This is a genomic window from Desulfoluna sp. CYM3A (assembly GCF_056829965.1).
Genome location: NZ_CP186556.1, coordinates 3,876,722 through 3,903,697 on the forward strand (window position 1 = coordinate 3,876,722; position 26,976 = coordinate 3,903,697).

Consider the following 26,976-nt stretch of genomic DNA (forward strand, 5'->3'; position numbering starts at 1 on the left):
CCCTGGGCTTTCGGGGAGCAGGGCCTTTCCGGTGCGTCGCGCCCGGCGCGGCACCCGGAAAGGCGACCCGCATCGTCAAACGGTGGTGTTGATCCATGCCCGAGTTAGTACTTCTCGAACTCGTCGTCCAGGGCGTCCCCGTCGGAGCCGCTCCCAGGGTCCGAGAGTTCACCCCGGGTCGACGGCCCAGCCCTTTGTCCGCCGGTGCTACAGCCACTTTCTCGGCCGCCTTGGAGGGTATCTTGATGCCCGCAGGCTTGCCGGGCTTTCTGGTTTTAGCGGATTCCCCCACCTGCTTCACCGTAAAGAAGTCGATGGCCTCCTGGAGCTGCTCGGCCTGGGCAGACAGCTCTTCGGCGGTGGCCGACATCTCTTCGGACGCCGAGGCGTTCTCCTGAATTACCTGGTCAAGCTGCAGGATGGCCTGGTTGATCTGTTCGGCCCCGGTGTTCTGCTCGTTGGAGGCGGCGCTGATCTCCTGAACCAGCTCGGCGGTTTTGCGGATATCCGGGACAATGCGATCCAGCATCTCCCCGGCCCGCTCAGCCACCTCCACGCTGGAGGAGGAGAGTTCCCCGATCTCGGCTGCTGCAGACTGGCTCCTCTCGGCAAGCTTTCGCACGGCATCGGCCACCACGGCAAACCCCTTGCCGTGCTCCCCGGCACGGGCCGCCTCGATGGCCGCGTTCAGGGCCAGCATGTTGGTCTGGCGGGCGATCTCCTCAATGATGGAGATCTTCTCGGCGATCTCTTTCATGGCCGAGACCGTCTTGCCAACGGCCACCCCGCCTTTTTCCGCGTCCCCTGCGGCCTGGATGGCCAGGCGTTCGGTCTGCTGAGCGTTCTCGGCGTTCTGGCGGATGTTCGATGCCATCTGCTCCATGGAACTGGAGGCCTCTTCGGCGGCGGCTGCCTGCTCTGTGGCCCCCTGGGAGAGCTCCTCGGAAGCAGAGCTCAAGGCCACGCTGCCGGAGGCGACGTTGTCTGCCCCGGTCTTCACGTCGGTGACCGTGGAGCTCAGGTTGTCCACCATGTGGGTAAGGGCCCGGCCCAGGATGTCTTTGTCCGACTGGACAGCCACATCCACGGTCAGGTCCCCCTGGGAGATCCGCTCGGCCAGGTTGGCCGTGGCCTTGAGGTTTGAGACCATAAGGTTCAGGGCATCGGACAGGGCGCCCACCTCGTCTTTCTGGTCCACGTCCGAGGTGACGTCCAGGTCCCCTTTGGCAACGGCCTTGGCAACGGCAACGCCTTTGAGCACCGGCGTCACGATACCGCTTGCGACCACCAGGGCAATGACGGCCACGATGGCGGCCATGACAACCCCCATGATCAGGATGGAGAGCAGCAGTTTGTTGATGGGGGCCACCACTTCTGCCTTTTCCACCTCGGCCTCAATGGCCCAGACCATGCCGTCGATATCAACGGGGGCAAAGCTGCAGAGGACCCACTTGCCCCGATAATCTTTGCGCAGCATCCGGCCTTCCTCTCCGTTTAAAGCGCGCTTGACGGAAGGGGTATCCACACTGCCTTTAGACGGATTGGCAAAGGAGGCGGCAACGGAATAATTTTCGGGGTCGATGAGGGAATCCGAGCGCATCAAATGGTCGCTCCCCACCAGAAAGACCTCACCGGTCTCCCCCATGCCCGTGCGCTCGTTCATGATGGCGTTGATGGCGCTCACCGAGAGCTGAAGGGCCACGATGAGTTCCACGTCGCCGTTGTGGTTGATGACAGGCTGGGCGATAAAGGAGCAGGGCTCGTTGTTGCTGGGCTCATAGGGCTCAAAATCGGCGATGTGAAGGGCCTTGTTTTTGATGACCCGACGCACGAGCTTGCCGAGGCCGGAGCCCGCGTATTTCCCGGAGACCATGTTGGAATCGTAGTCGGCCCGTCTCTGCACCGAATAGAACACGTTGCCCTCGGGGTGGATCAGGTAGAGGTCCTGGTACCCGAACTTCTTGAGGTACCCGGTGTAGTAGTCCTCAACCTGGCCGGTGAGCCTGGGGGCGATGGCCTCTTCCAGGTCCTCCTTGGAGATCATGGCCCAGTTGAGCCCCTGGATATCAAGGGGCTTGTAGCTCACCATGGTCAGTTTTCCCGTGGAGTCGGTGTAGACCCCGGAACCGGTTTCGCCACCCAGGGCTTTGCCCATGTAGTCGGTGACCTGGCTGGTGAAGTCGTGGCCCATGCCGTAGAGGGTCTCGCCGCCGGCCATGATGGCACTTCGGGCCAGGGTTTTGCCCCCCTGGCGCCCCAAAAGATAAGTGGTTCCGCTTTTTCCCATGCCATGACGGCTGTGCACGATGGCGTTCAGGGGCCCTTCCGAGAGCCTCAGGGCCACCACCGCCACCACCGAACCCGACTCATTTCGGACCGGTGCCCCCACAAAAGCAACCTGTCGGCCCTGGTCCGGGGTGTAGGCGGAAAAATCCTCCATGACCACGCCCTTGGTCTCCACCACGCGGGCCCAGAGTCGTGCCAGCCCCTCCCGGTTCTGGGGACCGCTCACCAGGTTCGTGCCCAGGTCCGGGCCCTGGGCGCAGGTGAACATCACCTGCCCGTGATCGGCACTTAAAAGGAGCAGATCATCGTAACCCGACCGCTTGAGATACTCGGTAAGAAACCCGCCGTGGGTGCTCACCAGGGCTCGGTACGCCTCGGTGTTCACGGGAAAAGGCTGGGCCGGGCCTGCCTTGGCAGCGTCGCGGTAAGCGGAGAGGGCCGTGTAAAACCCCTTAACATCCTCGCTCGCCGACAGGGCGGCCATCTCATTTTCCAGGGTGTTGATGAAGGTCTCCATCTCCCCGGCCTTGAGGGCCTGCACCGCGTTGAGTTTTGCAAAGGCGTTTTGCTTCAGGACGTCCACGGACTCCACCAGGCCGCTGATATCGGCCTTGCGGCCGTCAAACAGCTTTGTCACCTGCCTTTCCCGAATGACGCGCACCGCCTCCAGCTTGTTAAAGGCCTCTTCGGTGAGGGCCTCGCTTGCCAGGTGTCCGGCCCACCACCCGCCGATGGCCATGGGAACAATGCCGATGAGTAAAAACAACCCGATCAGCTTGGGCTTCAGCCTGATGTTTTTTATTTTAAGCATCTGGAACTCCTTTATCTTAAGAAAATCCGATTCACAGCTTTGAATCCAACAACTTGTTGACATCCACGATCAAGGCCACCGAACCGTTGCCGAGAATGGTGGCCCCGGAGATGTCCGGGGCGTTTTTAAACGCGCTCCCCATTTTTTTGATGACAGCCTGCTGGCTGCCCACCACGGAATCCACCACCACCCCGACCCGCTGGCCGCCGGCTTCCATGACCACCACCTGCTCCAGGTCGGGCTTGGCAGCATCCACGGCGTACTCTTCCCGGAGCCGGATATAGGGCACCAGCTCGCCGCGGATGCTTAAAAAGCGGGTTTCCCGGGTCGCCTCATCCGGGGGCAGCTCTACGCACTCCTCCACAGCGGTGAGGGGAAAGATAAAAAAGCCCTCTCCCAGGGTCACCAGCAACCCTTCGATGATGGCAAGGGTCAGGGGGAGTTTCAGGGTAATGGTGGTGCCGACGCCGGGGGTGCTGTCCACATCGATGGTGCCCCGCAACTGCTCGATGCTCTTTTTCACCACGTCCATGCCCACCCCGCGGCCGGAGATGTCCGAGACCTGACTGGCCGTGGAAAACCCCGGGGCAAAAATCAGGTTGTTGATCTCCTTGTCCGTCAGGTCGGCGTCCGGCAGGATCAGCCCCTTTTCCAGGGCTTTTTGACGGATCGCCTCGGGATCGAGGCCCCGCCCGTCGTCGGAAATACGGATCAGCACGTTGCCGCCGGAGTGCTCCGCCGCAAGGTGAATGGTGCCGAAGGGCTTCTTCCCGGCCCCTTCGCGCTCGTCGGGCAACTCGATGCCGTGGTCGATGCTGTTGCGAAGGATATGCACAAGGGGATCCTTGAGGTGCCCGATGACCGTCTTGTCCAGCTCGGTCTCCTCACCGGAGGTGGTGAGCTCGATCTTTTTGTCCAGCTCGGCCGAAAGATCCCGTACCAGGCGCCGGAACGTGGAAAACGTGGTCCCGATCTGCAGCATGCGCATGCCCATGGCGTTGTCCCGGAGGCTGCCGGTGAGCATCTCGATCTCTTCGGCAATGGAGACCAGGTCCACGTCGTTGGCGGCAATGGCTTTCTGGCTGAGGCGGGCCTGGGCGATAACAAGCTCTCCCACCAGGTCCACCAGGTCATCGAGCTTGTCCGCCGACACCCGGATGCTGGTGGCAAGGGCCTCCTCCTTTCGCCTGGAGATCTGCTTCCTTGCCGCATCCTGCTCCATGAGGGCGGAACTCACCGCCGCCTGGCTGGTGACCTTCTCCGCCACCAGGATCTCCCCCAGCAGATTCTGCCGTTTGAGGGCCTTGTCCAGGTCCTCTTCGGAGAGGTCCCCCCGCTTGAGGAGGATCTCGCCAATCCTGTCCTCGGCGTCGTCCTCATCAATGCGCCCGATGACAAGCTCGCACTCGTCCTCCACAAAGATGAAGACGTCCCGGATGGCATTTTCGGCCTGGTCCGTGGTGAGGACAATGTCCCAGAAGACGTAGCAGGACTCCGGGTCCATCTCCGATAAGGGGGGAATCTTGTCGGTGTGGGCCACCACACTGCACTCTCCGAGCTCCCGCAATTCGTCGATAAGGTGAACGGGGTTGGTGCCCCCGGCAAAGATCCCGGGATCCGGGCGAAACCGGATACGGTAGGAGGTCAGGTCCCCGGAAGGAACCGGCCCTTCCTCATCCTCCGCAGGGGCCGCCTCCACGGAACCCTCAGGCTCCGGGATCAGTTCCCTGAAGGCACGGATGATCTCCTCTTCCCGGAGAGCATCGCCCTCCTCCTCCGACTCCAGAAGGTCCCGGATGTGGTCCCCTGCCGAAAGGGTGAGGTTGATGAGTTCCTTTGTGACACACACCTTGCCCTCCCGCACCAGGTCGAAAACGGTCTCCACGTTGTGGGTAAAGGCGGCGATGGCATCAAACCCGAACATCGCCCCAGACCCCTTGATGGTGTGCATGGCCCGGAACACGCGCCCGATGAGTTCCATGTCTTCGGGGTATTCCTCAAGCTCCAGCAACGAGGCTTCGAGTTCGGCAAGCAGCTCATAGGCTTCCGTTTTGTAGGCTTCTTCTTGTACATCCATGACGCAACTCCTGATGAGCCTTGGTTACCTCAGCACTTTTTTCACCACGCCAAGAAGCTGCTCGGGCTTGAAGGGCTTGATGATCCACCCCGTGGCCCCGGCCTTTTTCTTTTTTTCGTCCTGGGATTCGGTGGTCAACAGGATGATGGGGATGAATTTGTACGGTGCCATGGCGCGGGCCTTGCGGATCAGCTCGATGCCGTCCATGCCGGGCATGTTGAGGTCGGTGATGATCATGTCGATCTTTGACGTTGACAGCTTGGCCACGCCCTCCCGGCCGTCGGCGGCCTCCACCACCTCGTAACCCGCGTTTTTCAGGGTAAAGCCAACCATCTGGCGAACACTTGCCGAATCGTCCACTGTAAGAATCGTCTGAGCCATTATGATACGTCTCCTTTCCAAAAACATGTCTCGCACCGTTGCTCGGCGCAGATCCCCCGGCGGTAGAACCCCGCCTCCACAAGGGCCTCGCGAATCACCTCGCTGTCCGTCCGTTCCTGCTGCAGCCTGGTCCCCCCGTCTTCCGCCGACCGGCACGCCGCACAGAACAGCTGGATACCCGAAAGGTCCAGTTGCGATATATTTTCCATATGGACAACCACCTCGGTTGCCTCTGAAACCACATCCACAAGAAGCTCTTTGAGCTCTGCCGCGTGGGCGATTGTTACGCTGCCTTCAAGGGTCACGGCCGCAACCGTACCCGTCATCGTCACTTCGTGGTGCATTTGCCCTCCTTCCATGAATCAGAACAGCTCGATATTGTCACCGAAGTCATCGTCGCCCCCCGATTCCGCCCCTTGGGAGCCGAAGGAACCGCCCCCGTCCGAAGCTGCCGTGGCAGCGCCTGTGTCCCCGGCCATGCAGGCCATGTGAACGCTGCGCTCGGTCTCCATGGTGTATCGGTCCACCAGGCAGTGCTCCGGGATGCGGACCGTTGCCGTCTCCTCCACCCAGGGGGCCAGCAGCCCCCTGGCTTCATCCAGCTGGTCCTTCTGACGGGTCAGCATCTCCACGAGGCTGGGCAGGAAGGTCAACGCCTCCCTTGCCCTGGCAAAGGTGGTGATCAGCTTTGTGGAGACCTCAAGCAGGCCCGCGGTGCGCTCCTTGATCTGCTCATACAGACTCAGGGTCATGGAGACGATGCTGTCCAGGGGACGCCCCGCCTCCGAGGAAGGATCATCTTCCCCTGTGTTGAAAAGCGTCTCCAGCTCCACACCCTGGATGGTGTCCACAACCGACGAGATAACCGTCTCCACGGCGCCGATGGACTCCTCGGCCTGGTTTGAGAGGGATTTCATCTCCTTGGCCAGCACCGACAGGGAGCGCCCCTCGGTGCCCAGGTGGTTGGCGGCGATGATTGTGTTCAGGGCCTTGTTGTGGGATTCCCGACTGATGTTGTGCAAATCGTCGGTGAACGAAGAGAGGGTGGAGACCGCCTCAAAGGCCTTCTGGTAGATCTCCCCCAACCGGCTCTCAAGGTCCGCGCCCCGCCGTTCCAGGCTCCGGATGTTCGAGAGGTCCGAGGAGAGCATGCCGAAGGGGTCCTCCGACGCGTCCCTGGAGGTCTCCCGGGCTGCGGCCGGATCCCCCATGTTGGTGAGGTATCGGGTCAACTGGGTGATGTCCCCGACGATCCCCTCCATGGCCACCCGGGTCTGGCCGTACACGGCATCCACATCGGCGATGAGCTGCTCGATCTGTGCCCGTTGCAGGCCGATGAGGGCATGGGCGGTGGCCACATCGTCGGCGCGGCCCTGCCCGCCTTCCAGGCAGGCCGCTTCCGGGTTGCAGAGCCGGTCCACTTCGCTCAGGCCCGACACGACATGTTCGATGCGCTGGCGCATGGAGTCGTGGAGCTGGACCCCCACCACAATCTTTTCCACCTCCCGGAAAATCCCCCGCGACATGCGCTCGGCATCTTCCACCAGGCCGAAAGAGTAGCCCATGAGCTCTTCGATTTGTTCAATGGAATTTCCAGCGGAGTGTTCGGCCAGGTCGGCCAGACCGGTGATCTCGACGATCCCGCCCGAGATTTCGGTAAACATGGCCTCGAAGCGGTTTTTGGAGGCCACGGTGAGTTCGTGGATGCTCTTTGAGACACGGATCATCTCTTCGGAGAGGGTCTTGATCTCTCCGGCGATGACGGAAAAATTCTCGTCGGAGATATCGGACCGGGAGGTCTCGATGAAAATATTCAATGCAACGGCCCTGAGGTACCGTGCCACCCCGTCAATCTCCCCCCGCCTCGCATCCAGCTGTTCAAAGGAGCCCAGGACCTCCTTCACCGGATTGGACTTGGACACGGCATTGTCCCGGCACCGTTTGAGAAGGGCCAGGGACTGGTTCACCGAGGCCCCGACGGACCTGAGGGAGTGGTCACCGCTGTCGTCACCGATGAGCTCAGCCACGCCCACCGCATCCCGCATCAGAACCGTCACATACTCGTAACCGGACTGAAGCCCTTGGCCGAGCCCCATGAAGTCGGCCTCGGACCCCGTACTGGCGGCTTCAAGCCCCTCTTTTACGGATGACACATGGCGAATGACGCCCGGAAAAATTTCTTGTTGCACGGTTTGCCCATCATCAACAGCCAGAACAGCCTTATCACTATCTTTCACATACATCTCCAAACCCAGCCGTTATCAATTCCACCATGGATACGCGGGTGCCACCGTAAACCAACCCCTTTCCCGTTTTCTGTCAGGAAGCCATGGACCGCCTTCCTGTCTCACCCTGTACTCAAGGCCGCCGGTACCCCCTTCAAGCCACCGGCTGGCCTCATCAGCTCCTTCTCGCCATGTCTGCGCCCTTTTCTTAAGCAAAACCAGGGCCACCTCAGACAAAAATACGTTAACGCATTGTCGAGAGAGACAATATGAGTCAAACCCCAGAGCAGCCGGAGCGTTTTTTCCTGCCTGGATTGTTTTATCGGAGAATGAAAGACGGCCAGAGGGCAAGGCGAGAGAAAGCTAAGTCATGGATGAAACACACCCTGAACGGCGTTCAGGCGTGGAAAAGCAAAAATTCCTTTATGGAAGAACCATTCTCAAATAAGAGAATAAAATCCCCCTACAAAAGGAAAGGTTACAATATCAGGTCATTGGCAGGGTCACCGATTCTCGTCACCCATGCCAACACCATGCTGTTTGAGCAGTTTATACAAATAGGACTTGGAAAGCCCGGATATCCGGCAGGCCCGGTCCTTGTCTCCCCCCGCCGTACGAACCAGCCGCTGCAGGTACGCCCTGGTGCTGTCGGCCTGGTGCTTTCGAAAACTGGGCAAGTCCCGGAGATCACCCCTGCTCCCGCGGTCTCGCATGGCGTGGCCCACCCGGGAGAGGCGGACAAAGGGAGGCAGGTGAAAATCGTAGAGCAGGTCGTAGTTCCAGGCACTGGCAAGGACCTTGTCCATGACAACCAGCAATTCACGGACATTGCCCGGCCAGTCGTAACTCAACAGGGTGTCCACAAAACAGGGAGAAAACCGCTTCTCCGGCAGGGACCTCTCCTGGCAGAACCGTTCCGCGCAACGGGTTGCGATGGCTTTGATATCGTCCCGGCGATCCCTCAGAGGAGGCACCTCGATGTCGACGCCCTTGAGGCGGTACATCAGGTCCGCACGGAAAGAGCCCTCCTTGACCATGCGATCCAGGTCCCGATTCGTGGCAGAGATGAGCTTGAACGACGAGGTAATGACCGTATCCGATCCCACCGGGCGAAATTCATGTTCCTGAAGGAATCGCAGGAACTTTTTCTGCACGGACAGGGACATCTCCCCCACCTCGTCCAGAAAGAGGGTGCCCCCGTCGGCATGACGAATGAGCCCCTTGCGGCTGGCGTCCGCCCCGGTAAAGGCCCCCCTGTCGTGCCCGAAGAGCATGCTCTCGGCCAGGGGCTTGGCAATGGTGGCACAATCCACCACCACAAAGGGTTTCTCACGTCGGGAGCTGTTTTCATGAATCGCCCGGACAAACAGCTCTTTGCCCGTTCCGGACTCCCCGGTCACCAGGACATTGGCGTCGCACTCCGCGGCCTGGGCCGCAAGCTCCAGGGCCTTTCGGATGGGGCGGGAGCTTCCCACGATGCCTTCCCTGTTGAACCGCACCTCTTTGTTTGCCAGAAGCTTGCGCCGCCGATACTCCGAAGCACGGGCCATGACCAGCAGCAGCTCATCGCTGGAAAAAGGCTTCTGCATGTCATCCAGCGCGTGTTTAAGGGCTGCTTCCGCGTTTTTCATGTCGGCATTTTCCGTGATGACGATCACCTCGGGCTCCGACGGAAGATCCAGAAAGGCCGCCACGGGATCCACGCCGTGGCCATCCGGCGCCACTTCATCAAAAAGCACCAGCTCCACCTCGGACGTCGCCGCCGCTTTAAGCCCGTCTTCCACCGTTGTCACACAATCGGCCGTACCGCCGAAGCACTCCAACGCGTTCATCAGATCATTGTCCCTTGAACAGCCGCAATCAACAACGAGAACCTGCACCGTCACCTCACACCCATCACTCCGCAGCCGGGGCACGCCCGGACTTACCATCTTTTTTCCTAATCAAGAACGCCTCCCAAACCCGGTCTGCAGTACTTAATACAAACGCAACACCCGACCCGGATATCGTCATCTTTTACTAAAATTATCTTCAAACATAAATGTTAAAAAAACGCTGACAACCAGTTCCCGGCCGCACACCCTGCAATGCCTTTGCGGCTTCGCGCTCTTTCCCCCGGGCTTCAGAGCCTGAAGCGCTCCACCACCGCCGAGAGGGTCTCGGAGAGATGGGCCAGACCGTCGGCGCTGGAGTTGACCTTGCTGCTGTTTTGCCTCATTTCATCCACGGACCCGTCCACCTGTCCGATCTCGGCGGTGATCTCACGAACGACGGCCAGAACCTGTGCCATGCTGTCGTTGACCTGCCTGAACCGCTCCGTGGCCTCGGTGACGTTACCCGAAATATCCCGGGTCGCCGCCGACTGCTCCTCAATGGCCGTGGCAATGGTCAGGGTGATGTCGTTTACCTCGTGGATGGTCGTTGAGATATCCCCGATCTCGGAAAGGGCCTCACGGGTCCCCTCCTGGATCCCTGTGATCTTGCCGCGAATCTCCCCTGTGGCTTCCTCGGTCTGCCTGGAGAGGTCCTTGATCTCCCCTGCCACCACCGCAAACCCCTTGCCCGCGCCCCCGGCCCGGGCCGCCTCAATGGTGGCGTTGAGGGCCAGCAGGTTGGTCTGCTCCGAGATCTCGGTGATGGCTTCGGTGACGTGCCCGATCTCTCCGGCGGCGTCACCCAGGCGGCCCATTTTATCCGACGCGCTCCCGGCATTGGCCACCGCCTTTTCGGAGATCTCACGTGATTTAGCCGAGTGATGGGCAATCTCATTGATGGTTGCGGTCATCTGCTCCGTGGCCGCGGCGATCATGGCCATGCTGGCCGAGGTCTCCTCCATGGCCCCTGCAATGGTGTCCATGCTCTCCATGGTGCCCACGGAGGCCGTGGTGATGCGATGGGCCTGTTGGGCCGTCTCCTCCGCACCGGAAGCCATCTTCTCGGAAATGCCCAGCAGATCCCCGGAGGCGCTGCCCACGGCATGGGCGTTGGAGGCCGTGTCCGTTACAACCGCATGGATCTTGTCCATGAACACGTTGAACCAGCCCGAGAGCTCGGCGATCTCGTCTTTTCCCCGTACTTCCAGGCGCATGGCCAGGTCCCCTTCGCCTTCGGCCATCTCCCTGAGTCCCCGGTAAGAACGCCGACCGGGCCGCACCATGGATTCGGCCAGGAAAAACGCGAAAAAGACGGACACCACGAAAAAAAACGCCCCCACAGCGGCAAGGGTCCCCAGCATGCCCCGGGCATGGGAAAGAATCTCCCCGTGATCGATGACGCCGATGAGCTTCCAGCCGGTCCGCGGGGAGGTGTACACATTGATATCGTAGTCCCCGCCCTCACCGTCGGCCCTCAGGTGGCCCGAGGCGGTGTCCGCAATGTGTTCGTAGAGCGCCACACCGCTTCCCGCAAGACGCGTAAAATTCATCTGAGGATGCCTGGGGTTGGCAAGGATGGTGTCGGTCTTGTCTGCGAGCACCACGTACCCGCTCTTTCCAAAGGAGACGGAACCGATCAATGCCGTAAGCCCGGAAAGCTTCAAGTCGGCGGCCACCACCCCCAGGACCTCGCCACCGGCCCCTGTGACGGCCTTGAGCAGGCTGAGGTAGGCCTCGCCGTCCGAGGCCCTGTACAGGTCGGTCATAACGACCCGCCCAGGATCAGCAAGGGCGCTTTGGTACCAGCCCCGGGTGGTGGGGTCGTACCCGGGCTTCCTCTCACTGACAGGGCACTGCACATACCCGCCGTAACGCGTCCCGAAGGTGAGGGAACCATAGGCGGGATGGGTGTCCAGCATGGTCTGGAAATACCGAAAAATATCGGCTTCAAGCCCCCCGTTATCAAGGGGCGTCATGGGGGTGGGGTCGCTGGTGTGACGGTAGGAGGTAAGGCTGTTGTCGTCTTTGAGGAGGCGAGGGTCCCTGGCCAGCATGGCTGCGTCCGCCGCCACGGCGTCTATCAACAGGGCGATGGTCTCGTCCACCTGCCTGAGCTCGTCACTGGATTCCTGGATAAACAGGGCAAGGGAGCTCTTTGTGAGCCTCGCCCCCGTGATCACGCAGATTGAAACAATGGATACGGCAAGCATCATCACGCAGGCCACGATGATCTTGCCTTTGATGGTCACTTTCAAACGTCAGTCCCCGGACAAAAAAGTCAGTCAAAAAAACAGTCGCCGGGGCGATGAGCACAAAGTAATGTACGGTGGTGTAGGTGGTTTGTGTTCCGCTGCAAAACAAGAAGGAAACAAGAAGAGGGAGTCCCCTTGCAAAACGTATGGATGACGTTTCAAAGGTTTCACCCGGTGGAATCATCCGGCTCACCGCCCCGCCGATGCAAAAGATTCATTGCACAAGGGGTGCCAGTCTCGCCGCAGATATCGGAACCGCCTCATTTTCAAGGTAAATCAAGGGGAGCCCATGCACGCCGGGAAGCCCATGCAGGTGCAAGAAATGGCACAACAGAAAAGAGTCTGACGGTATCCCCATGAAATAACAGCACTTCACCGATACTGCCGTTTTTTGCACAATTCATGCAGAATTCAGCTGATGGTCCTTCATTTTTTTATAGAAAGTACGGGCGGGAAGGTTCAGATACCTGGCGGTGTTGCCCCTGTGCCACCGGTTTTTCTCCAGGGCCATGAGCAGCAGCTTCTTTTCATGGCACTTCATGGCCGCCTGCAGGTCCCGGACCTCTTCTTCCACTGTCCCCGCGGCCTCCATGGAATTCGCCCCTTCAAGCTGCAGGGTCCCCAGGGTGAGGTATCGCCGCACCACATTCTGAAGTTCACGGATGTTCCCGGGCCATCCATACTCCAGCAGGGCATGCATGGACCGGCCGTCCATCACGGCGGATTTACTCCCCACGCCCTGGGCGTTGATGAAGTACTCCACCAGCAGGGGGATGTCTTCCCGCCGCTCCTTTAACGGGGGCAGGTAGATGGGGATGATGTGGATCCTGTAATAAAAATCCTCCCGCATGGAACCGGCTCGCACCAAGCCCTCCAGGTCCCGATTGGTGGCAGCAATGATACGGATATCGGGCTTTTTCACGGCCACGCTCCCCAGGGGAGAGTACCCGCCGCCTTCGATGGCGCGGAGCAGCTTCACCTGGATGTTCAGGCTGATCTCTCCGATCTCGTCTAAAAACAGGGTGCCGCCGTCCGCGTGATCCAGGTACCCCGGCTTGTGGCCGTGGGCCCCGCTGAAAGCCCCCTTGGCGTACCCGAAAAACTCGCTCTCCAGAAGCTCCTCGGGAATGGCCCCGCAATTCACCGGAACAAAGTGGTTTCCCCGGCGATCACTCATGTCGTGAATGGCCCTGGCCGCAAGCTCCTTGCCCGTGCCGGACTCACCGTAAACCACCACGCCCGCGTCGGTGGAAGCGGCCTTGGCCACCAGCTCGTAGACATGCTGCATGGGCACGGACTTGCCGACCATGCCCCCGAAGCGGTAGCGATCCTTCATGGAGGAGCGCAGGAGCCTGTTTTCCGTTCTGAGCAGGGCAGATTCCTCCTCCAGGCGCCGCTCCTTCTCCTTGACCTCGGTGATGTCCCGTACAGTAAGCAGCACGGCGTTGCTCCCCTGCCAGGTAATGACCCGGAGATTGGCCCCCACCCAGAACGCCCTGCCGTCCCCCCCGATGCATTGTCCCTGGAAGGAATCCGGCCCCCCCTTGCCCTCCTCAAGCTGGCGTACCCAGGTCAGCACGGCCTCACGCTTTTTCTCCACAAGGTGGTGAAAGGCCTGACGCCCCACCAGGCACTCGGTGTCCGGGTACCCGAAAATCTCGGCAAAGGCACTGTTGACAAAGAGGTATTGCCCGTTCTGGGTCAGGGAGATGCCGTCGGCGATCTGCTCGGTGAGGAGCCGGTACTGTACCTCGCTCCGGTCCAGGGCCCGCTCCACCACCACCTGCTTCCTGCGGTTGGCCGCATCGCGCAGCTCCCGCTCGATGGCCGGAACGAGGCGATCCAGGCGATCCTTGATCAGGTAGTCATGGGCCCCCTGCTTCATCACCTCTACGGCCACGTCTTCCCCCAGCACCCCGGAGACCATGATAAAGGGAATGTCCATGCCCGACGCCTTCCAGAGCTCCAGCGCCTCAATGCCCCCGAACCCCGGCAGGTCGTAATCGGAGATAATGACGTCCCAGCGGCGGGAGGCAAGGGCCCCGCGCATCTCCGCCTCGCCGTCCACCCGCTCGCAATGGGGACGAAGCCCGTCTTTTCGAAGCCTGCGTATAATCAGAAAGGCATCGTCTTCGGAATCCTCGACGATGAGCACGTTCAATGGGTTGTTCATCCGGGTTTGTCCTTAAAGGGTAAAATAAAACGCGGCGCCGTGGCCTGGAGCGCTCTCCGCCCAGATGGTTCCCCCGTGGCGGTGCACGATCCGCTGCGCCGTGGCCAGCCCCACCCCCGAGCCCTGGAACTCATCGCCGGAGTGGAGCCGTTGAAACGGCCTGAACAGCTTGTCCTGCCCTTTCATATCGAACCCCACCCCGTTGTCCTTGAAAAAATAGACCGGTTTTCCATGCTTCCGGCTCCCCAGGGTGCCGAACTCAATAACCGCATTTTCCTTTGGTGCCGTGAACTTCCAGGCATTGCCCATGAGGTTGGCAAAGAGAATATGGATGAGGCGGGGGTCCCCCTGGCCCGACACCCCCGGAGCAACAATGAGTTCCACAGCCCGGCCGGGATGCTGACGATCCAGCTCCTTGTGTGTGGACACCACCAGGCTGGAGAGGTTCAGGGGCTCGGTGACCATCTCGCAGCGGGTCACCCTGGCCAGATGGAGGATGTCGTCGATGAGGCCCGCCATGTGACGGGCGGCCCTGCGCACCCGGCCCAGGCAAGCCGTGCCTTCGGCGCTGAGACGAGCCCCGTGGTCCTCCTCCAGGGCCTGGCAAAACCCATCGATGCGACGCAAAGGGGCCCGCAAATCGTGGGACACCGAGTAGGAAAAGGCCTCCAGCTCTCGGTTGGCCGCCACCAGGGCCCGGTTGGCGGCGGCAAGCTCGCGGGTCCGCGTCTCCACACGCATCTCCAGTTCCCCAGTGTTTTTAAGGATCTCGGCATGGAGCTGGGCATGGTAGATCACCGTGGCCAGGGAGTTTGCCGCTTCCGTCACGATGTCCAGGTGCTCCGGAAGAAAGCCCCCGGGGCGCTCCTTGCCCACATAGATGGCCCCGATCATACGCCCCTCGATCACCATGGGAACCCCGGCACACGACCGGATTCCCCTCAGCGCAAGCTTTCGGGCCACATCGGAATCCTGTTCCGAGGTCGCCATGTCCTCCATCACCAGGGGCTCCCCGCGGGTCATGGCCGGAGACACGTAAAAAGAGGAGAGGGGCATGCAGAGCCCCGCGCCGATCTCGGTCTCCTGCCGCGAATACATGGCCTGAAGGGTCCCGGTACCCATCTCCGCATCAAAGGTCGCGATAGTGGCCCGGTCACACGGCACCATATGAAGAATGTGATGCATGGCAGCCTGGGCCACGGCATCCGGGGATCGCACCCCCAGGATGGACTGGTCCATGCGGTGGAGAAGGTCCAGGCGCTCCAGGTACCGGTGCTGCATCTCCTCGGCGCGTTTCCTCTCGGCCAGAAGCTTCCCCAGAAAAAACACCCACGCCGTCAGGGTGACAAGGGCCATGGAACAGAGCACCACGGTCAAGGCAATGGCGCGATGGTAGGCAGAGATGATGCGGGACTGAAGCCTGGCGATGATGGCCGAGACCTTTTCATCAAAGAGAACGGAGAGGCGCTCATGCTCGATCTTGGAGAGGGTCCGGAGCACCTTGTCGGCATGCATGCCCGCCTCGCCGTAGGTCAGGCGGATGATCCGGTCGTAGGTGGCCCGGGCCGAGTCAAAGGTATCCCTGGGCAACCCGTAGGTGTCGATGGTTTCCGAGATGGAGTCCATGTCCGCGTTGAACTGGGCCTTGATGCAATCGATCTGCTCTCGGTCCCCGGGGCTCACCAGGTCATAGATATAGATACGCGCGTGGTTCAAACGGCCCTGGATCATCTTGAGCTCCAGGATCCTGTCGTTGGCGAGCTCCACGGTCCGCATCACGTTTTTGACGTTGTAGACCCCCACAAACCCCAGGCAGACCATAAAACAGATCACACACAAAAATGCCAGGAACAGCCGAGACCCGATGACGATGGCCGTCCCTTCGGTCATCTTCGCACCGCCCCTGCTGATTGTCGCCGTCCCTTTCAAGAAAACCTCCGACTGATATTCGCGTTCACATTGTCGATGCCGTATCGTGGACCGGTATCCCCATGACACTTACCACCAATGTCTCACAAGCGAAACCACGGCCATCCCGCTCAGGGTATGAATTCAGGGGCCCTCCGGCCCCGCTGCCCCATCGCGAATTTCTCCGGTGGTCTCATTGCCACTTGACAGCCGCATTTGAAATCATTCATGATTAGTCATCCTTAAAGGCCGTTCGTTAATGACTTGTTGATTTCCTTCTTACCCGTTGCAAGCAACCCCCCATGTCCTGTTTTACTTAATAATTTATCGGCCCGTCCTTAATCCCCGGCCGGTCCCGCAGTTCTTCCGATCCGGTGCCGCCGGTTCCCATATGAAGTGATGCGACTCCGCCCCCGGAGCAGGCCTGCACACCACCCGAAAGGATCGCCCATGTCGCTGCTGTTCACGCCAGGAAAAATCGGATCCCTTGAAATCAAAAACAGGTTTGTCAGAGCACCGGTCTATGAAGGGCTGGCCGAGGCCGACGGCTCCATCGGCGACGACATGCTTGCCTGCCATGAACGCCTGGCCAGAGGCGGGGTGGGCCTGATCTGCACCGGTTACATGTTTGCCTCCCCCCTGGGGCGGGCACAGAAACGGCAGGCGGGCATCCACAGTGACGCCATGGTCCCGGGCCTCAAAAAACTGGCCGACACCGTCCACGCCCACGGAGCCAGAATCGCCTTTGAGATCTCCCACGCCGGGCGCCAGACCGAAAAACACCTCATCGGTCGCAACCCCCTGGGCCCGTCCCGCATCAGGCGGGACCCATCCTACTTCATCAAGCCCGACGAAATGAGCGATGCCATGGTGCAAGAGACCGTGGACGTCTTTGTGGCGGCAGCGGGCCGGGCCGTGGAAGCCGGTTCCGACCTCATCTACCTCCACGCCGGGGGCGGCGACCTCCTTAACCAGTTCCTCAGCCCCTTTTTCAACGTAAGGAAAGACCGCTGGGGCGGCTCCCCCGAAAACCGGTTCCGCATCATGCAGGAGATCATCACCGGCATCAAAGAGAAGGTCTCCAAAGAGATCCCCATCCTCGTGAAGATGAACTCCCGGGACCTGACCCCGCAGCAGGGCATCACCCTGGAGCTGGCCCGTACCTACACAGAGTGGCTCAGGGACTCAGGGGTCAACGGCCTGGAGCTGACAACCGGTGTCAAATTTTACGATCACATGAGCTGCTGGCGCGGGGGCGTCCCGGTCAAGGAGATCGTCCGGGCCCTGCCCGCATGGAAAAAACCGGTGGGATGGCTTTTGATGAAACAACTGGAAGGAACCCGCGACCTCATCGAAGGCTGGAGCCTGGAAGACCTCAAAGCCGTGAAGGAGTGCGCCGGAGACATGGCCCTGGTCATCGTGGGGGGCATGCGCAACAAGACGCACATGGAAACCGTCCTTGCGGAAGGCCACGCCGACTTCATCGCCCTTGCACGGCCCCTCATCCGGCAGCCCGCCTTTGTCAACCGCCTCAAGGAAAAAGGAAAACGACGTTGCCACGCATCTCCTGCAACCGATGGATCGCAACAAAGCTGCCACGAACCAACTGCCCTCGGCCTGCTACCGCAACGGCCTTCCCGGCTGAATCGCAGGTACAAATAAAACGGACTAACACCCAACCTGAAGGAGGCCTCACCATGATCCCGTACCCTCAAATCAACTATCCCTGGAGCGGAGATGTCGTCCAGAGCATCGACCCCGATGTTTTTTTCGGCGCCATCCCCGCAGAAGCCGGAGACGGCCGGATGGAAAAGGCCATTGTCAGCAAAGCGTCCTACGGCAGGCAGCTCGGCCTCATCACCGAGGTCCTCATTTCCCTGGTGGAGGAGGGGGGAAAAAAAACACAGAGCAAGGACGCATTCAAGGATCTCATGGTGGTTCAACAGGATACGGAAAAGATAAAAAAAGAGATGAGGGTGGCCACCCGGACGGCCGCCCGCAGGATCCTGGAAAGCCTCAGCCAGAGCGACCCCGACGCGTTGGATCAAATCTTGAAGGAGTTCAGTGCCCGATCTTAGCCCGGACATTTCATGAGAAAACAACCGCCCAAAAGAAAAAACACTATGATTTTAGCCATCTACGATAAAAGTGTCTGCTATTTTGAAAATGCAAAATGTAAATCAGCGTTTGCTGTTTGATTTTCTCACCCTTCGGGCGAGCCGAGTGCACCCATCTTCTGCGTTATCAGAGCTTTGAGGTAAAACACTACATCTGCAGCTCTGATGCCTTGAATATGGGTGCACTCGACTCGTGAAATATCCGGGTTAAATGAAAGGAGCGATCCATGAACGATCATGCCTCTTCCTCCCCATCCCTCTGGACCGATATGCGAAACTGGATCATCGGGCTGACGGCTGTGCTTCTCGTGATCCCTTCCCTGGTCAACGCCGGTCTGGACATCTACAAATCCCTCATCAATTTTCCCAAAACCCGGTCGGAACAGATCAACAACCGCCTGTTTTCGGACAACTTCGGGAAATCGCCCATCGTCACCATTCCGGTGCCCATCAAGACCCGCCACAAAACCGTCAACATGAAGCTCTCCATCTATGAGGGCGGCGACATCTTTGCCGAGTACGGCAATTACTCCCAGTGGTTTCCATTCCCCACCGAACAGACGGGTGCCCGGTCCTGGGTTCCGTATGCTCATGCCGAGCCACCAAAGCCCGTGGATGCCCCCCGTGAATACACCCAGGTGGATACCCTCAAAGGGAAGGTCATCGAAAGGGAACGGATCTACTCCGACGGCACCACCGAAAGGTACACCATCAACCGGAACACCGGAAAAATCCAAAACAAAGTGATCAGCCAGGAGACCCCGCCGCAGTCCGACACAACCAAGCCCCAGGTTCACATCATGCCCTTCCCCACCGTGGATCTTGAGGCATTGAAAGAGACCGCAGAGGCGACGCCCCATGACTGCCCCAAGCCCTGACGTTCCGATGACACCGCCATGCACCGGGTCCCCCATGGCACCATGGGGAACCCGGTGCGCCCTGCCTTGCCCCGAAGGATAAGAAAACCAATTTATCCGCAAAGCCGCCCGGCTCAAAATTGAAAGGGCTGGCTCACCATCATCTGCACCCCCACCGACTCTTCGGAAACCGCCACATCCACCCGGGCCACGATCCCCTTGGCCCACACCCTGAATCCCAGGCCCACATCAACCTTCATGTCCGAATGAAGCTCGGACAGGTCCCAGGAGGGCCCCACCCTGCCCACTTCCACAAAGGGGACGAACTGCACCCAGGCCACCCCCACGTAATGCTGGAGCCAGGGCCAGCCCTCAAAGGGATTCCAATACGGAATCATCCGAAGCTCGGCGGCGTAGTAAACGGCGGTCTTGTCGCTGAAACGATTCGACGGATAGCCCCGCATCCGCCATTCACCGCCCAGGGTGGCCCCTGAAAATGCCGGAGGGCGATTCTCGATCACCCCGTTTTCGATTTCGTTCCAGGATGGGGAGTAGGCGGTCCAGGCATCTAAAGCCAGAACCGACTGGCGAAACGCAGGGGAAAGGAATAAGGGGATGTAGTGGTCGTATTCGGCGGAGACCGTGGTCCAGGACTCGGTGCTGTTCAGCCACCCGAAGTCTCGGGACAACTGGAGATTCAGAGCATTTCCGCAGGAAGGGTTTTGATGGAAATCGCGGTTGTCCCAGAACACCCCCACATCAAGGCCGTTGGTCTTCAGGTTGGATTCGATATCGTCACCGTCCACCTGCTGGGACCGGTAGAAAGGGGTCAGCTCAAGGTAGATCTTGCCGCTTGACAGCGGGTTCCATCGCGGCTCCTCCCTGGGTTTCAAGACCGGAAGCCCCTCCTTCAGGGCTACGGTGTCAAAGGAGACCACCTTGCCCCCGGCGATGGGCAAGAGATACTGGAACCGAAGCCGAAAGTAGTTATCCCACCCGTCCCCGGTGACAAAGTTGTCCTTGTCGGACCCGTTGCTCCCCGCCCGCTCCCCGGTGAAATTGGGATTCCCGTCGATATAGCTCTCATTGTCTGAAAAATACCCCACCGAGGCAATGGGATCGAACAGAAACCGCTCCGTGTTAGGAAGCAGGATGTCCTGCCCGTACAAAATGGCCATGGCCGATCCCTGGGTCCCCACCATGGCGGTGCCCAGGAGCCCGGCCTGCTTCTGGGGATAACCGGTGACACTGTGCACATACCCCACCGCAAAACCAAAACTGTCGTTGTAAAACCCGTACGGAATGCTGATGGTGCCAAGGGAGTCAGCCGTCCCCCGCACCAGGGACGCTTCGTCCCCAGAGCAAAGGGACCACATACAGACAGAAAGGAGCCATCCCACCAGAACCCATCGAAAAAGGAGCGTCATACGCATGATCTGGGCCAGTCCTTGCTTGGGTGATGTGTTCGCAACAAAGGGCGCGGAGGAAAATGCCTGGAACGGCTTGCCCGGTCCGCGGCTGGTATACATATGGCGTGTCCTGATGGTTCCTTAAAAGGCTTGCAACCACAGCGAGGCGGGCGATCCCGCGGAACTGGGATCGACATCCCGGCCCCGGATCTCTTATCCTACACCATCGCGATCAAAAAACATTGAATTATTTTCGAAACATACCGCAGAAACAAGCAAAAGGAGGATACCGAGTCCCAAGGCCGGCACCTGCGGGTACCATTCCACACCCCGTCCCCCATCCCGACGGACATAATCCCCTTTAAATTTTCACTGAAAACTGATAATGAGCACGGGACAATCCGATACTGATATATAAGTAGACATGAGTCCGGACCATAAACACTGACCGAATCAGCACCCCCCGTTGACCCCACGGCCGGTCCCCGGCAGGGGCTGTTCCCCTGTGCCGCGTTCTTTTCCAGTGTTCTGAGTCTGAACTCAGCGGTTTATCCGGCTCCTGGCGCCCCCGTTAGGATAAAAAGGGTGCCCCGCATTGATGAGTGAAAGTGAGTTATGGCACAGTTCAATTGGATGGGTGAATTTCAGGACCCTGAAACAGAAAAGCACTTCCGGGACGAGCAGTGGCCCCGCATCAAGCACAAAATGCAATTTGTATACGCCGTCACCGCCATTATCTACCTCCTTGCCGGGTTCGCTGATTTTTGTGAGCTCGGGGTGGGCCCCGAACTGAACATCCTTCTGGCAGGCAGGGCCCTTGCAGCCATGGCAGGACTCACCGCCTTTTATCAGCTCTACCTCGACAAAAAAGATCTCGTCCGGCACACGGCAACGGTCTGCGCATACATGTCTGTGGTCATGGGAACGGAAATCATCGAGCTCATCCTCAAGGCCCCCGTCACGGGCACAATGACCATCTCCGCCACCTCCTTTGTGGTGCTCATCTGCTATCTCTTTTTCCCCCCGCGCCTCATCGCCCCACTTATCGGCGGCCTGGGCGGCTCGGTGCTGTACATCGCGGCCATGATCTTCTTCACGCCCCTGCCCTTTACCTCCATGTCCACCACCATCCTCTCCTTTTGCCTGGCCAACTGCTGCGGCATTTACTTTTTCATCCACATGGAGAAAACCAAACGACGCGAATTTTCAGCCCTTGCCGAGCTGAGGAACCTGGTGGAAATCGACGAGCTCACCCAGGTATTCAGCAGGAGAAAGGTCCTTGAGATGGGACAGTTCTTCTTTAAATCCGCCAGGCGGTTCCACACGCCGGGCTCCGTTCTCATGGTGGACATCGACCATTTCAAACGCTTCAACGACACCTTCGGCCACCAAACCGGCGACCTGATCCTGGCCGGAGTGGCCTCCCGGTGCAAGCATGCCCTGCGGGAGGTGGACTCCTTCGGCAGGCTCGGCGGAGAAGAGTTCATCGTGTTTCTGCCCCAATGTACCCTGCGCCAGGCCCTCATTGCGGCCGAACGCATCCGCACAACGGTCTGCAACACCCCCTTTCACAACGGGGAGGTCCTGGTCACCATCAGCATCGGGGCCGCAGAGTTGCAGCCGGACCACGCCGACCTCTCCTGCCTCATCCGCGACGCGGACATGCAGCTCTACCGTGCCAAGGCCAAGGGCCGAAACCGCATCATCCACGCCGCAGCGTAAAGCACCACACCCACCCGAGGCTTGCAATAGAACATCTCGATAGCAGCCCCCCGTCCCCATCAATATTATCTCTTTGACGCCCGTCTTTCCTGCACATACAAAACAAACCCATCGCAATCCATCGCACACAAAACCTGCCCTTTAAACGGACAGGCGACATGTTTTTTTTGACAGACACAGGATGGCCCCATGATCTCTGCAGGCATCGACATCGGCTCCCGTACCATTAAACTGGTCCTTTTGGAAAACGGCACCCTCACCCACACAGCCACCACAGACACCGGCTTCCAGCCCATGACCCGCGCCCGGGAGATCCTGGCCACAAGCGGCATGACCCCGCACCGGCTCACGGCCACCGGCTACGGCCGCACCCTCTTCGAGCAACAGATGGAAGCCGACACCGTCACCGAAATCAAGGCCTGCGCCGCCGGTACCTTTCACCTCTACCCCGAGGTCTCCACCATCCTCGACATCTCGGCGGTCAGGACGTAGCAGGCATCCGGGTAGGGAAAAAAGGCCGGGTAGTCAAATTCGAGATGAACGACCGCTGCGCCGCAGGCACCGGAAAATTTCTGGAGATCATGTCCGACAACCTGGGCTTTTCCCCGTCAACCTTCGGAGACGCGGCCCTTTCAGCCGAAAAGACCGTGGAGGTGAGCAGCATGTGCACGGTCTTTGCCGAATCCGAGGTCACCTCCCTTCTGGCCAAGGGTGAAAAACCCGTGCACATCGCCCGGGGCCTCCACGAATCCGTGGTACGGCGCGCCGCCTCCATGATCCGCCGCGTGGGCCTGGACGGCCCCTTGTGCTTTGTGGGGGGCGTGGCCAAAAACCCCTGCATCCGAGCCCTGCTGTCCGACACCCTCAACACCGAGGTGGTGGTCCCGGACTCTCCCCAGACCGTGGTGGCCCTGGGCGCAGCGCTTCTCGCAGACGATCAGCAGTAAGGCGGCCTCCCGCCCACACACACATAAACAATAAGGAAACACGACATGATCAAGCGACTCCTGACCCTTGCCCTGCTCCTTTTCACCGCCGTTCCCCTTGCCTCGGCCGCGAATATGCCAAAAACCGGCAACGGCATGCACATCTGGTTCGACACCGGCGGCCCCGTGGGCGGCACGTACAACACCGTGGTATATAACGGTGCCAAAGCCGCAGCCAGCGACATCGGCGCACGCATCAGCTTCGTCTACTCGGACTGGAGCCCGGAAAAAATGATCGAAAACTTCAAAAAGGCCCTGGCCGAAAAGCCCACGGGCATTGTTGTCATGGGTCTTCCCGGTGATTCGGCCTTTGCCCCCCTCATCAATGAAGCACGGCAAAGCGGCATCCTCGTCACCACCGTGGACACCCCGCTTCCCAAAACCCAAGGCAAATACCAGGCCGAAGGGTTCGGGTTCATCGGCCCGGACAACTACACCCAGGGCAAGAGCATGGCAAACGAGTGCCTTCAGCGCTTCCGCCTCAAAAAAGGGGACCGGGCCTTTGTCTGGGGCCTCAAGCGCCTGCCCACCCGTGGCCGCCGTGCCGTGGGTATCCTTGAAGTCCTTGAAGGCGCAGGCGTCACCGTGGACTACCTGGAGATCTCCCCGGAGATCGACAAGGACCCCTCCCTTGGCACCCCGGTGGTCACCGGCTACCTGGCTTCCCACCCGGACTGCAAGCTCATGGTCATCGACCACGGTGCCCTCACCGCCCAGATGGAAAATTTCTTAAGAGCCGCAGCCGTAAAGCCCGACGAGACCACGCTGCTGAATCTCCCTCTCCCCTGCCACGGCAACAGCCATCCAGAACGGCTTTGTGGACCTCATCGGAGACGCCCAGCCTTTCCTTTTGGGCTACTTCTCCGTGCTCCAAATCGCCCTCACCGAAAAATACGGGTTCTCGGGCCTTAACATCGACACCGGCGGCGGCTTCATTGGAGCGGACAACCTCTCCCTCATCGCGCCCCTGGCGAAAAAAGGGCTCAGGTAAGAGTCCTATGGCGCCCCTTATCGAACTGTCCGGCATCACCAAGTCCTACGGCCACGTGGACGCACTAAACGGCGTCGACCTGACCCTGCATGACAACGAAATCATCGGACTCATCGGGGACAACGGTGCAGGGAAATCCACCCTCATCAAAATCCTCTCCGGTGTGGAGACCTTTGATAAAGGCACCATGCGCATCGGCGGGGCCGCCGTGGACCCGGGCAGGCACACCGTAAAAACCGCCAGGGACATGGGCATCGAGACCGTGTTCCAGGACAAGTCCCTGGGGGAATCCCAGCCCATCTGGCGAAACTTTTTCATGGGGCGCCACCGCACCAACCCTTTGGGCATGATCCGGGTGTCCCATGAAAAAAAAGAGGCCATGAAGGTCCTGACAAAGATCATCGGCCTCAAAGGGGCGGGGCTCTCTGCCGACGCCCCGGTCTCGGTGCTTTCCGGCGGGGAGCGCCAGGGCCTTGCCATCGGGCGGGCCATGTACTTCAACGCCAGCGTGGTGATCCTGGATGAACCCACCACGGCCCTGGCCGTCAAAGAGGTGGACAAGGTGCTGGGCTTTGCAAAGGCCCTCAAGACCGAGGGGAAATCAGGGATCTTCGTCTCCCACAACCTCCACCATGTCCATGACGTGGCCGACCGTTTCCTCTTTCTCCAGCGCGGACGGGTGGTGCACGAGCTGAAAGGCCGACGAAACCCCGGAATCCTCCATGGCAACCCTGATGAAATGGTCCTGATATGAACGCAATCCCCTCTTTTCTGCGCAACAACCCCGTGCAATGGGCCATTACCCTGATCTTTGCGGTGCTGCTGGCAGGCTTCATGGCCCTTGCCCCCCACACCTTTCTCCACGGCAGGATCTATATCGCCTACCTTTCCACCATCCCCTTTGCAGGCATGATCGCCCTTGCCATGACCCTGGTCATCATCACGGGCGAGATGGACCTCTCCTTTCCGGCGGTGATGGCGGCCTGCGGCTTTGCCTTTGCCAAGGTCTTTGCCATCACCGGCAACCCGGTGACAGGGCTCATGGCGGCCGTTGCCGTGGGCGCCCTTGCCGGATGCCTCAACAGCCTGCTGGTGGTGGGCTTCGGCGTTCCCGCCATCATCGCCACCATCGGCACCCAGTTCTTCTGGCGCGGGGCCACCGTACTCCTGGCAGGAGGCCTGGCCGTGAACATGCCCGAGATCAGGGAAACCGCCCTTCACCACCTCATGGTGGGCCGCTGGTTTGAATTCCTGCCCGCCCAGGCGGTCTGGTTTGCCGGGCTCACCGGCCTCTTCTGGCTGGTTTTAAACCGCCACGTGGCAGGGGACCACCTGCGCTTCTGCGGAGACAACCCCGAAGCCGCCCGCATGATGGGCATCCCCACGGCCAAGGTCCGCACCGGCGTCTTTGTGCTCATGGGCATGGTCACCGGGCTCTCCGGCGCCATGGTCTGCATGGAGATGGCCAGCTGGTGGCCCACCCAGGGCGAGGGGTACATGCTCCTCGTCTTTGCCGCCGTCTTCGTGGGAGGCACCTCGGTCTTCGGCGGCACAGGCACCATTTACGGCACCCTCATGGGAGCCATCATCATCGGCATGATCGAGGCAGGCATCATCAGCATCGGCCTCTCTGGCCTGTGGACCCGCATGGTCTACGGTGTCGTTATCATGGGCGCGGTCTCCGTCCACGCCCTTCTCACCCCATCTTCAGGAAAACAGTCATGACCCGTACCACCCATCCGGCCATCAAAGCGGCCCTGAAACCCTTTACCCTCCTGTCCGAACACTGCCAGCGCCACCTGGCCGAAGCCCCGGAAAACGGCATCAAGGTGGCCGGTATCTACTGCGCCTTTGCCCCGGAAGAGCTGGTCCGGGCAGCGGGCATGATCCCGGTGAGCCTCTGCGGCAAGGACGAAAAGCCCATCGCCGTGGCCGAAACCGAGCTCCCCGCAGCCCTTTGCCCCCTCATCAAATCCAGCTACGGTTTTGCCCTCTCCGACACCTGCCCCTATTTTGCGGCCGCCGACGTCATCATCGGGGAGACCACCTGCGACGGCAAAAAGAAGATGTTCGAGCGCATGGCGTCCCTTAAACCCGTCCACGTGATGCAACTACCCTACGCAGCGGACAGCGCCCCGGCCAAAGAGTTCTGGCGCAGCGAAGTCCAACGACTGAAGGCCTTCATCGAAGACCACACAGGGCGCGTCATCACCGACGAAGCCTTGGCTGAACAGACAGATCTTCTCAACACGCGCAACGAAGCCCTCATGGCCATCTCCAAGCTCATGGCAGGGCCCGTGCCGCCCCTGACAGGTCGCGAGATACTCATGCTCATGGAGTCCCGCAACGTGGCCGTGGACCTTCCGGCTTACAACGCCATGCTGGACGACCTCCTTCAAACCATCCTGGCCAACGCCCCCGAGGAATCCCAGGGCAAGAAAAAGCCACGGGTGCTGGTCACCGGCTGTCCCATGGGAAGCGGATCGGACAAGGTCCTCAAACTCGTGGAAGAACTCGGTGGGCTCGTGGTGGCCCAGGAACACTGCGGCGGCCTTAAAAGCATCTTCCGCCCCGTGGAAAAAGAGACCGACATGGTCACCGCCCTGGCCGACCACTACCTGGGCACCCCCTGCGCCTGCATGAGCCCCAACACCAGGCGCCTGGACCTGCTCAAAGACCTGGTCACCCAGTTCCGCGCCGACGCCGTGGTGGACGCCACCCTCCAGAACTGCCACCCCTACACCGTGGAACACACCACCGTGGCGGAAACCCTGGAAAACGAGTGCGACATCCCCGTCCTCCACGTCAACACCGGCTACTCCCCGTCAGACACCGAGCAGATAAGGATCCGCGTGGAAGCGTTTTTGGAAATGATTTAACAGGGTAAAAAAACAAAAGCATGCCTCC

19 protein-coding genes and 1 pseudogene are annotated in these 26,976 nt (G+C 60.1%); 10 read left to right on the forward strand and 10 right to left on the reverse strand.

Annotated elements, in window-relative coordinates; genetic code table 11:
* Window positions 1-460 precede the first annotated feature (460 nt).
* From ACOYW1_RS19755 to ACOYW1_RS19795, 9 genes and pseudogenes are all read right to left on the reverse strand, one after another.
* Window positions 461-3,160: pseudogene (locus ACOYW1_RS19755) on the reverse strand (methyl-accepting chemotaxis protein); the annotation flags it as partial.
* Entirely contained in the window at window positions 3,129-5,174 is a 2,046-nt protein-coding gene (locus ACOYW1_RS19760) for a chemotaxis protein CheA (RefSeq protein ID WP_482419409.1), read from the reverse strand. The gene ACOYW1_RS19760 and the pseudogene ACOYW1_RS19755, both read right to left, overlap by 32 nt.
* 24 nt (window positions 5,175-5,198) lie before the next feature.
* Window positions 5,199-5,555: a response regulator gene (locus ACOYW1_RS19765; protein ID WP_482419410.1), complete on the reverse strand. Its 357-nt coding sequence runs from the start codon at window positions 5,553-5,555 to the stop codon at window positions 5,199-5,201.
* On the reverse strand, window positions 5,555-5,899 hold the full coding sequence (locus ACOYW1_RS19770) for an STAS domain-containing protein (RefSeq protein WP_482417478.1): 345 nt from the start codon (window positions 5,897-5,899) through the stop codon (window positions 5,555-5,557). Before ACOYW1_RS19770 ends, ACOYW1_RS19765 begins: the two co-directional genes overlap by 1 nt.
* A gap of 18 nt (window positions 5,900-5,917) precedes the next feature.
* Window positions 5,918-7,792, reverse strand: coding sequence for a hypothetical protein (locus tag ACOYW1_RS19775; protein WP_482419411.1), 1,875 nt, complete (start codon window positions 7,790-7,792; stop codon window positions 5,918-5,920).
* A gap of 491 nt (window positions 7,793-8,283) precedes the next feature.
* Window positions 8,284-9,612 (reverse strand): sigma-54-dependent transcriptional regulator, encoded by a 1,329-nt coding sequence (locus ACOYW1_RS19780; RefSeq protein WP_482419412.1) that lies wholly within the window; start codon window positions 9,610-9,612, stop codon window positions 8,284-8,286.
* 290 nt (window positions 9,613-9,902) lie between these two features.
* Window positions 9,903-11,903: a methyl-accepting chemotaxis protein gene (locus tag ACOYW1_RS19785; RefSeq protein ID WP_482423774.1), complete on the reverse strand. Its 2,001-nt coding sequence runs from the start codon at window positions 11,901-11,903 to the stop codon at window positions 9,903-9,905.
* A 403-nt stretch (window positions 11,904-12,306) separates the two neighbouring features.
* Window positions 12,307-14,079 (reverse strand): sigma 54-interacting transcriptional regulator, encoded by a 1,773-nt coding sequence (locus ACOYW1_RS19790; RefSeq protein WP_482419413.1) that lies wholly within the window; start codon window positions 14,077-14,079, stop codon window positions 12,307-12,309.
* A gap of 12 nt (window positions 14,080-14,091) precedes the next feature.
* On the reverse strand, window positions 14,092-16,008 hold the full coding sequence (locus ACOYW1_RS19795) for an ATP-binding protein (RefSeq protein WP_482419414.1): 1,917 nt from the start codon (window positions 16,006-16,008) through the stop codon (window positions 14,092-14,094).
* Between the two features lie 429 nt (window positions 16,009-16,437).
* Here ACOYW1_RS19795 and ACOYW1_RS19800 point away from each other — a divergent pair, with 429 nt between their 5' ends.
* From ACOYW1_RS19800 to ACOYW1_RS19810, 3 genes are all read left to right on the forward strand, one after another.
* Window positions 16,438-17,649, forward strand: coding sequence for an NADH:flavin oxidoreductase (locus ACOYW1_RS19800; protein ID WP_482419415.1), 1,212 nt, complete (start codon window positions 16,438-16,440; stop codon window positions 17,647-17,649).
* 35 nt (window positions 17,650-17,684) lie between these two features.
* Window positions 17,685-18,065 carry a hypothetical protein gene (locus tag ACOYW1_RS19805; protein WP_482419416.1) on the forward strand — a complete coding sequence of 127 codons (381 nt, stop codon included), beginning with the start codon at window positions 17,685-17,687 and terminating at the stop codon, window positions 18,063-18,065.
* Between the two features lie 266 nt (window positions 18,066-18,331).
* Complete coding sequence (locus ACOYW1_RS19810; RefSeq protein WP_482419417.1) at window positions 18,332-18,982, forward strand: hypothetical protein; 651 nt, start codon at window positions 18,332-18,334, stop codon at window positions 18,980-18,982.
* A 113-nt stretch (window positions 18,983-19,095) separates the two neighbouring features.
* On the opposite strand, the gene ACOYW1_RS19815 is transcribed toward ACOYW1_RS19810, so the two are convergent.
* On the reverse strand, window positions 19,096-20,394 hold the full coding sequence (locus ACOYW1_RS19815) for a BamA/TamA family outer membrane protein (protein ID WP_482419418.1): 1,299 nt from the start codon (window positions 20,392-20,394) through the stop codon (window positions 19,096-19,098).
* Window positions 20,395-20,985: 591 nt separating this feature from the next.
* On the opposite strand from ACOYW1_RS19815, the gene ACOYW1_RS19820 reads away from it, so the two are divergent.
* The 7 genes from ACOYW1_RS19820 (at window position 20,986) to ACOYW1_RS19850 (ending at window position 26,948) form a co-directional block, all read left to right on the forward strand.
* A complete protein-coding gene (locus ACOYW1_RS19820) occupies window positions 20,986-22,092 on the forward strand; it encodes a GGDEF domain-containing protein (protein ID WP_482419419.1) in 1,107 nt (368 codons plus the stop codon).
* 189 nt (window positions 22,093-22,281) lie between these two features.
* A complete protein-coding gene (locus tag ACOYW1_RS19825; RefSeq protein WP_482419420.1) occupies window positions 22,282-22,584 on the forward strand; it encodes a BadF/BadG/BcrA/BcrD ATPase family protein in 303 nt (100 codons plus the stop codon).
* Window positions 22,585-22,589: 5 nt separating this feature from the next.
* Window positions 22,590-23,039, forward strand: a complete 450-nt coding sequence (locus tag ACOYW1_RS19830) for an acyl-CoA dehydratase activase (RefSeq protein WP_482423775.1) — start codon at window positions 22,590-22,592, stop codon at window positions 23,037-23,039.
* 45 nt (window positions 23,040-23,084) lie between these two features.
* On the forward strand, window positions 23,085-23,990 hold the full coding sequence (locus tag ACOYW1_RS19835) for a substrate-binding domain-containing protein (RefSeq protein ID WP_482419421.1): 906 nt from the start codon (window positions 23,085-23,087) through the stop codon (window positions 23,988-23,990).
* A gap of 86 nt (window positions 23,991-24,076) precedes the next feature.
* A complete protein-coding gene (locus tag ACOYW1_RS19840; RefSeq protein WP_482419422.1) occupies window positions 24,077-24,823 on the forward strand; it encodes an ATP-binding cassette domain-containing protein in 747 nt (248 codons plus the stop codon).
* Window positions 24,820-25,794 carry an ABC transporter permease gene (locus ACOYW1_RS19845; protein WP_482419423.1) on the forward strand — a complete coding sequence of 325 codons (975 nt, stop codon included), beginning with the start codon at window positions 24,820-24,822 and terminating at the stop codon, window positions 25,792-25,794. Before ACOYW1_RS19840 ends, ACOYW1_RS19845 begins: the two co-directional genes overlap by 4 nt.
* Window positions 25,791-26,948 carry a double-cubane-cluster-containing anaerobic reductase gene (locus tag ACOYW1_RS19850; protein ID WP_482419424.1) on the forward strand — a complete coding sequence of 386 codons (1,158 nt, stop codon included), beginning with the start codon at window positions 25,791-25,793 and terminating at the stop codon, window positions 26,946-26,948. Before ACOYW1_RS19845 ends, ACOYW1_RS19850 begins: the two co-directional genes overlap by 4 nt.
* The last annotated feature ends 28 nt before the right edge of the window (window positions 26,949-26,976 follow it).